The organism is Bacillus cereus group sp. BfR-BA-01524, assembly GCF_022662595.1.
GTDB classification, from domain to species: Bacteria; Bacillota; Bacilli; order Bacillales; family Bacillaceae_G; genus Bacillus_A; species Bacillus_A thuringiensis_S.
In genome coordinates this window covers 1-7,628 of record NZ_JAKUDW010000160.1, presented here as the reverse complement: position 1 = coordinate 7,628, position 7,628 = coordinate 1, and the positions used below count along the sequence as shown (strand labels likewise).

Here is a 7,628-nt window from a genome sequence, read left to right as displayed (position 1 = left end):
TTTTCTTTAATTTCTTGTTCTTTTTTCAGCTTATCTTTAATTTCTTGTTCTTTTTGATCTTGTTGTGCCACATTTTGCTCTGTTAAATAGTTATTGTGAATACCCATATTTTGCGCTAATGGTGTTTGTTTAAACGTCCCAACTACACCGGCTAATAGGATAATAGCAATTACTGCGTTAAGTGCAAGAGATTTTTTATTCGGATTTTTTCTATCAAATAATAATTGCAGTACAATGATCCCGATTGCTGCTGCTAACGTAGCACCAATTGAGCCCATTCCTACTTTCGTACCAACTTGGATTAGCGAATAAATCATTAAAAGTGATGGGATCCAATATAAAACGTGCTTCACGCTTTTTGTTTTTTGAATAGAATATAGTACCACAATAGGGAAAATAATAGCTAAGATTGAACCTAGTTCATTTCCTGCATAGAACCAACCTCGAGAACCAACCTTCATCCATTCATAACTACCAAAGTCAGTAGATGTTGAAATAGAAATAACCATAATTGCATTAATGATTAATGTAGAATATACAATACTATTTCGAACCTTATCGCTAATATTAACTGTCTTTTTCAATGATTTTAAAGCTAAAATGTATGACCCCAGCATAATATATATATATAATGCTTTCGCAACGAACTTAACTTCTTCACCAAGTACAATAGGATCCTTAACTAGTTTGTTATTAATAAATCCTATCCCTAAAACTCCGGCTAATAATATAAGATAAATTAAAAACTTTCTATTTTCCTTCTCTTTTGCCTGAATTAAAATGTAAATACCACCAACAGCCATAATAAGGAATCTTACTAAAATTCCAACGGTAGCATTTGACTTTAATAAAGTGATGCTAAGAGACGTTAATAAATCTAAAACAGGCTGTAAAATAATAAAAAAGAGCAAAAAATGCTCAAATCTAACCCTAGCTTGATTTGCTAACATTCCAAGACCTCCATACAAAATCTTAACATTATCTTTTAATCATAATTTATTATCGTTAAAACACACCTAGCAATTATAACATAACTCATATTTAAATTGAGAACTATTTTTATACCGAAACTAGCCAATCCACCTTAAGTAGTACTAGAAAATATTATCCTTTAGCTATCCTTCCCTATCTCTATAAAAACTATCTAACACTCTTTCACTTATTATCAGTATTATAGTAATATTTGTTAATCTATGTATTAATATATAAAATTAAATAATTACAAAATGACATCCACTCGGCTACCCTACAATGAAAAATTAACCTTGCTTCGTTTTCCCCTAAACATTTTCAAACGCTTTCTTTATGTATTTTATCCGTTTTTCTACATGTAACGAAAAGTAATTGTTATTTCCAATACTTTAGTGTATATTTTTTCTCTGGAACATCTTTAAGAGGAAGGGATTAAGGCCATGTTATTAATCGATATATTTACGTTTCTTGGCATTATCGCCGCTGCCATTTCTGGTACATTAGTTGGTTTAAAAAAAGATTTAGATTTATTTGGTGTCCTTTGTTTAGCTGTAGCTACTGCGCTCGGCGGCGGTATTATTCGTGATATCATGATTGGTAACCTGCCCCCTGTCGCATTTGTAAAACCCATTTACTTTTTCGTAAGTGTATTATCAGCATTATTTACTTGTATGTTTTTTGAGCGCATCAATAAACTTCAAGTCGTTATTATGCTTTCTGATGCTGTTGGCTTAGGCGTTTTTACAGCTATTGGTGCAAATGCAGCAATGTCACATCATGTTGATGCCTCATTTCTAGTTGTTTCAATGGGAGTCATTACAGGTATTGGAGGCGGTATTTTGCGTGACATTTGTGCTCAAGATATCCCTTACGTATTCCGAAAAGAGATTTACGCAATCGCTTCTATCTTAGGAGCAATTAGCTTCCTAATCACACACGCTATGGGGGCGCACGTATTAGCTTTCTATGTTTGTTTATTAGTAACATTCGTTATTCGTGTCGTCACTGTAATATATAATGTGCATTTCCCTGTTTTCTTTAAAACACATGCTAAAATTAATAAAGGCCATTAAGAGAATTCCAGATAGAATTCTCTTAATTTATATACTATTCAACGAACTAATATAGAGTAATTATATATAAGCATATATAATTACTCTATATTAGTTTTAAAATTGAAAACGTTTTATAAACAGGGGGAAGAATGATGCTTGGGGTTTTCAAAAAAAATATTAATAAAACAAATGCCAGTATAATCGAATTAAGTAAGGACCAACAAATAACTTTTAATGTACCTACTAATTCTGAATTAAAAATTCAAATGGATATGCTACATATTTCAAAAGAAGATTTACAAGTTGTAAAAGTACTACAGCCTTTTATTTATGCAGAAATTGATTGGATTACTGAAAAATTTTATGCCAACATTACAAAACAACCTAATTTAATTACTATTATTGAACGTTACAGCTCTATTCCAAAACTAAAACAAACTTTAAAAACACATATTAAAGAATTATTCAGCGGCAATATGCATGAAGATTTTATTGAACAGCGTGTTAGGATTGCCAAAAGACATGTACAAATTGGTTTACATCGAAAATGGTATACTGCTGCTTATCAAGAATTATTCCGCTCTATCATGAAGATTTTACAAACAAAAATATCAACAATCGATGATTTTTCTTATTCTATAAACGTTATAAATAAATTATTCACTCTTGAACAAGAACTCGTTCTTGCAGCTTATGAATCTGAATATGAAAGAATGCAAAAAGAACATGAGAAAGAAAAAGAACTAACTGCTATGACAATTACGCATATCGCAACAGAATTAGCTGCTGTATCTGAAAAAACAAGCTCTTCTATTCAAAAACTAACTGCCAAATCTGAAACTATTGTAGAAATTGCTAAAACAGGTACATCATTAGCTACAACATCTGAAGAAAAAGCGAATAAAGGGAAAGAACAATTAAACCAGCAAAACAAACGAATGGGATCTATTCAAATGAATATGGAAACGATTATTACAGATACTCATGAACTTCTCGATATTTCTAACAAAATTAACGAAATCATAGATATTGTTAAATCAATCGCGGAGCAAACAAATTTACTCGCACTAAATGCTGCTATCGAGTCTGCACGTGCTGGAGAATTTGGGAAGGGGTTTTCTGTTGTTGCTGGTGAAATCCGAAAATTATCAGAGCAAACGAAAGAATCTATATTTAACGTTACAAAGCTCGTCGAAAAAACAAATGAACAAATTACTCGTGTCTCGTCTTCCGTGAAACAAATTAGCTCTCTCGTATCAGAAGGAACGGATAGTATGTCGGCAACAGATCGATACTTCCAAGAAATTGTAAAAGATATGTCTAACTCAAAAGAACAGAATAAGAAAATTGAACATGAGCTACAAGCTATTTCACAAGTAATGAAAGGAATTCAAGATGATTCCTCACAAATGGCTCTAACAGCCGATAATTTACAACTAGAACTAAATCGATAAGATATAATCAGCCCTCACCAATCGGGATTTTACGAGTAGCAGGGCCCCCACCTAACTTCTTTGCTTTCGCTGAATTTTGAGGTGGGGGGCTTACTGTCCGGAAAATAGCGGGATAAAATTCAAGTCAGGCATACTTTCCATTTGCACTGACTACTAAATTTCATCTTCCATCAAAAAAAAGAATCCAGAATGGATTCTTTTTATTTTCTGAAAAATATTTTTTGACAATACACATAACTCATATAAACACCAAAGCTCTGCAAAATAAACAATGCCGGCATAATTACATTGTAATATGCCATATCTACTTGGAAGAGCCTTAACAATACGTAGCCACTAATTAAAAATAAGAACAACATATATCCCTCATTTTGTTGTTTCTTAATAAGGAAGTGTAATAGAGCTATAGTCATAAACAATGTTACGGCTATATATATCAGTTTTTCACATTTGAAAAGAATAGAGTTTATCCCCTCATCTGAAAACTGATTTATCATCGGCTCTAAAAGTTTAAATCTTTCTCCCTCAATCTCTTTTAACTTTTGATCAATATGCTCTGTTACACTTTGATTTTTCGTTATTTTTTCCTCATGTTTCGTTTTTCCAATTAAGACAGATTGAACATACGTCTCATTCGAAATAGTATATTGTGACAATCCCATTGCCTTAATTCCATAATTCACACCAAAATGAGTACTATAAAATAGAATAAGTATCCCTACCATCTTTAGTAACACTTTTTGTTTCGTTGCTGATTGAAGCACTTCAATTAATAATACATATACAGTGATAAAAATAGGAAAAAATAATCCCATTGGAAAAATCATATTACTAAATGCAAATAAAACCGCTGAAAACACCCACATATAAGGATGATCTAACCCTTTATATAAAAGTATGTAACAAGCAAAATAAAATAAAAATATTGCAAGTGACTCAGGAGTTAATACGGAACTCAGCAATATATTTGGAATATACAGAGCATAAAATATAGAAGCAATACGACCACATTCTTCTCCAAAAACCATTGCCGCAATACGATAAATAAAAAATGCGGTTCCTGCGCAAAATAACACATTAAATAGTTGTAAAGCGAATAATGTATCACCAAATATACGAATAATTACTGACTCATATATAATAAAAGGCAAATGAGTTACAGTCTCTATATTATTACCAATTGCAATCTGCTTTGCAGACTCATACATCACTTTCATATCACCAATTATTGGAGCATCTACAAATAACAGCATACTAAGCCTCACAACTATAGATATACTTATAAGAAAAATAAGAAATTGTTTATCTGTAAAACGATATTGTAGAATTGATGCCACTAACAAAATAAGTATGACGAAAATTGCCAATATGATTGTTACACTTGTTGTACTTCCTCCAAAGAATTGCTTACTTGTCTCAAATGCTACCCAGCAACTATAAACGAAAAATGCGAGCATCGCACTGATCGTAATTTTATTGAAGAAAGATGAAAAATTTGTTTGTATATGATTCATATGTCCATTGCACCTCTATTTCCATTCATAACAAAATGATTCTATCATGAATGGGTACACGGCTGATAGGGAATTTCTATGACGAATACATAGTCATTACTTTTTACTTGCAATGTAAGCGAATCCTCTTTTACACTACATTTTAGATAAAATAAATTTTCTTTCAGTTACATGAATACAAATACAGAAGTTTAAATAATCCTCTTTTGGAATACACTTTACTTCATTAAATATCTAATATGAGTACTCCGCTTACACATATTATTCTGATTGAAAACAGACTATAGGGGCTGAATATATGGAAAAGAAATTCATGCGAGAATCTAAAGCAATTAAGACAACACGTGTTTTTCCTAACGATTTAAATAATCACCAAACACTTTTTGGAGGGAAATTATTAGCAGAAATTGATAGTATTGCTTCAATTGCGGCTGCAAGACATAGTCGTAAACATTGCGTAACAGCATCTATTGATTCAGTTGATTTTTTAACTCCAATTCACCAAGCTGATTCTGTTTGTTATGAAGCATTTGTATGTTATACAGGGAAATCTTCAATGGAAGTTTTCGTAAAAGTAATCGCAGAAAATTTATTAGCAGGCGAGCGTAGAATTGCTGCTACTTGCTTCATTACATTTGTGGCTATAAAAGATGGAAAACCTTCGTCCGTACCACAAGTACTACCTGAAACTCAGGAAGAACATTGGTTACACACAACCGGTTTAGAACGCGCGGAAAACCGAAAAAAGGGACGTTTAAAAAGTAAAGAGATGGCTGAAGTTTTAACTTTAAGTAAGCCTTGGAATATTTAACATAATCTTCTCATCATACATGCACAGGTCCTGCCTTGCATGTATTTTTTATTATAAAAAAATACTATCGCTTGCCTTTGTATCAGTAGCTTCCTCCTAAAATCACCCATCAGTTTTTCCTTTATTTTCTTATACTTTTAATGGTATATTAAGTAAAGTTGTTTATAAATAACCATAATATAGTTAAATATGTAAGGGGTGGTGCGGTAATGTCTATCGAGGTACCAATTTCAATACCAAAAACTTTGATTATTATTCCAGCCTATAATGAGGAAGAAGCAATTGCAGATACATTAACAAGATTACTAGAACTAAAACAACATTTTACAGCGTTAAGCATTTGCGTTATTAATGATGGCTCACAAGATAAAACAGCTCAAATCGTAAAAAATTTCCCTGTTCATCTTATTAATCTACCATATAATCTGGGCATCGGTTCAGCTGTACAAACTGGCTATAAATACGCATATGAGAACGGATATGATATTGCAATTCAGTTCGATGCTGATGGACAACATAATCCGGATGATTTATACAAAATTATACAGCCTATTGCTGAAGGCCAATGTGATATGGTGCTAGGTTCACGCTTTACAGAAAAAACAGCTTACAAAGGTAGTATTTCAAGGAGAATCGGTATTTTTTATTTTACTGCCCTACTGAAAGTTTTAACGAAACAAACATTTATGGATCCAACTTCTGGATATCGTGCTATCAATCGAGAAGTAATTACGATTTTTGCACACAATTATCCAAAAGATTATCCAGAGCCAGAAGTTCTTATTCATTTAAAAAAGAAAAAACTTCGCATTAATGAGATATCTGTAAATATGCAAGAGCGACAAGGTGGACAATCTTCCATCACACCTCTTAAATCTGCATATTACATGATTAAAGTAAGCCTTGCTATATTGATGCAAAAAATCGTGAAAGGTTGACAGTGAATGCATATAATTACCTTTTCATTCATCTTTATTTTGTTATTATTCTTCTTAATTATTAATTCCATTCGTCGCGGGGCTTTAGAAACAAAATATGCTATTTTGTGGATTTTCGTTTGTGTTGCAATGGCTATTTTAAGTTCTACTGATAAAATTATAAATTGGATTGGAAAACTATTAAAAGTAGAATATCCACCATCCATCTTATTCTTATTTGGATTATTATTCTGTTTCATCTTAATTTTTGACCTAACAAGAAAAATTTCTAAGCTACACCATCAACTTGTAACATTAACGCAAGATTATGCATTATTAAAGCAAAAATTAAACGTAACACAAACTGAAACTGATAACGAATAGTTTTCTATTTAAATATGAATATATATAAAAAAACATCTTAATTTCTTTAAAAAATTAAGATGTTTTTTTATTTCAAACTATTTTTTACTAATTAATAATTTACTAATTTTCATAATCGTTGCCACAGTTCCTACTCCAATTATAATAAATAAAAATGGAATTAATGGTAATGCATACCTTTCATATGCGGCATAAAAACAGGTTAAAGCTGTTTGCAGTAAAAGAATTGACCATAAAAATGTAGTCTCTCTCCACCTTTTTAAAAGGAAGATAAATGAAAGTATTGTACATATTAAAAACATTGTCTTAATAAAGTTATGTATTTCATTCATATCCTTTGCAGAAACATTAAATACTTCAATATTATGCTCTATAGAATAATACGGTTTTTTCCACATAATTTCTGGCTTCAAGATTAAATAACTCTCTATCATGGAATTCCTATCTGTTTTCCACCATTCTTTCATTTTATCCTTCGCTATTTTTTCTTCTAATTCCATAAATTCATGTGCTTCCAAATT

At 31.4% G+C, this 7,628-nt stretch carries 7 protein-coding genes and 2 pseudogenes; 6 read left to right on the top strand and 3 right to left on the bottom strand.

Going from position 1 to position 7,628, the window contains the following annotated elements; all coding sequences use genetic code 11:
- Positions 1-950, bottom strand: a 950-nt coding sequence (locus MR170_RS29165; RefSeq protein ID WP_242310405.1) for an O-antigen ligase family protein, incomplete at its 3' end; no start/stop codon positions are given.
- A gap of 462 nt (positions 951-1,412) precedes the next feature.
- Here MR170_RS29165 and MR170_RS29160 point away from each other — a divergent pair.
- The 3 genes and pseudogenes from MR170_RS29160 to MR170_RS32835 all read left to right on the top strand — a co-directional run bounded on the left by MR170_RS29160 (position 1,413) and on the right by MR170_RS32835 (position 3,481).
- Entirely contained in the window at positions 1,413-2,045 is a 633-nt protein-coding gene (locus MR170_RS29160; protein WP_000924371.1) for a trimeric intracellular cation channel family protein, read from the top strand.
- Between the two features lie 131 nt (positions 2,046-2,176).
- Positions 2,177-2,725 (top strand): annotated as a pseudogene (locus MR170_RS32840) (protoglobin family protein); the annotation flags it as partial.
- Positions 2,726-2,740: 15 nt separating this feature from the next.
- A complete protein-coding gene (locus MR170_RS32835) occupies positions 2,741-3,481 on the top strand; it encodes a methyl-accepting chemotaxis protein (RefSeq protein ID WP_372464371.1) in 741 nt (246 codons plus the stop codon).
- A 200-nt stretch (positions 3,482-3,681) separates the two neighbouring features.
- Here the strand turns inward: MR170_RS32835 and MR170_RS29150 are convergent, their stop codons facing one another.
- Positions 3,682-4,995, bottom strand: a complete 1,314-nt coding sequence (locus MR170_RS29150; protein WP_098138857.1) for an ArnT family glycosyltransferase — start codon at positions 4,993-4,995, stop codon at positions 3,682-3,684.
- Positions 4,996-5,293: 298 nt separating this feature from the next.
- Between MR170_RS29150 and MR170_RS29145 the strand changes: the two genes are divergently transcribed.
- The 3 genes from MR170_RS29145 (at position 5,294) to MR170_RS29135 (ending at position 7,107) form a co-directional block, all read left to right on the top strand.
- A complete protein-coding gene (locus tag MR170_RS29145) occupies positions 5,294-5,806 on the top strand; it encodes an acyl-CoA thioesterase (RefSeq protein ID WP_000412126.1) in 513 nt (170 codons plus the stop codon).
- A gap of 209 nt (positions 5,807-6,015) precedes the next feature.
- Positions 6,016-6,744, top strand: a complete 729-nt coding sequence (locus MR170_RS29140; RefSeq protein WP_000021473.1) for a glycosyltransferase family 2 protein — start codon at positions 6,016-6,018, stop codon at positions 6,742-6,744.
- Positions 6,745-6,750: 6 nt separating this feature from the next.
- Positions 6,751-7,107, top strand: a complete 357-nt coding sequence (locus tag MR170_RS29135; RefSeq protein ID WP_050844769.1) for a DUF2304 domain-containing protein — start codon at positions 6,751-6,753, stop codon at positions 7,105-7,107.
- A gap of 77 nt (positions 7,108-7,184) precedes the next feature.
- Here the strand turns inward: MR170_RS29135 and MR170_RS29130 are convergent.
- Positions 7,185-7,628 (bottom strand): annotated as a pseudogene (locus MR170_RS29130) (4-amino-4-deoxy-L-arabinose transferase); the annotation flags it as partial.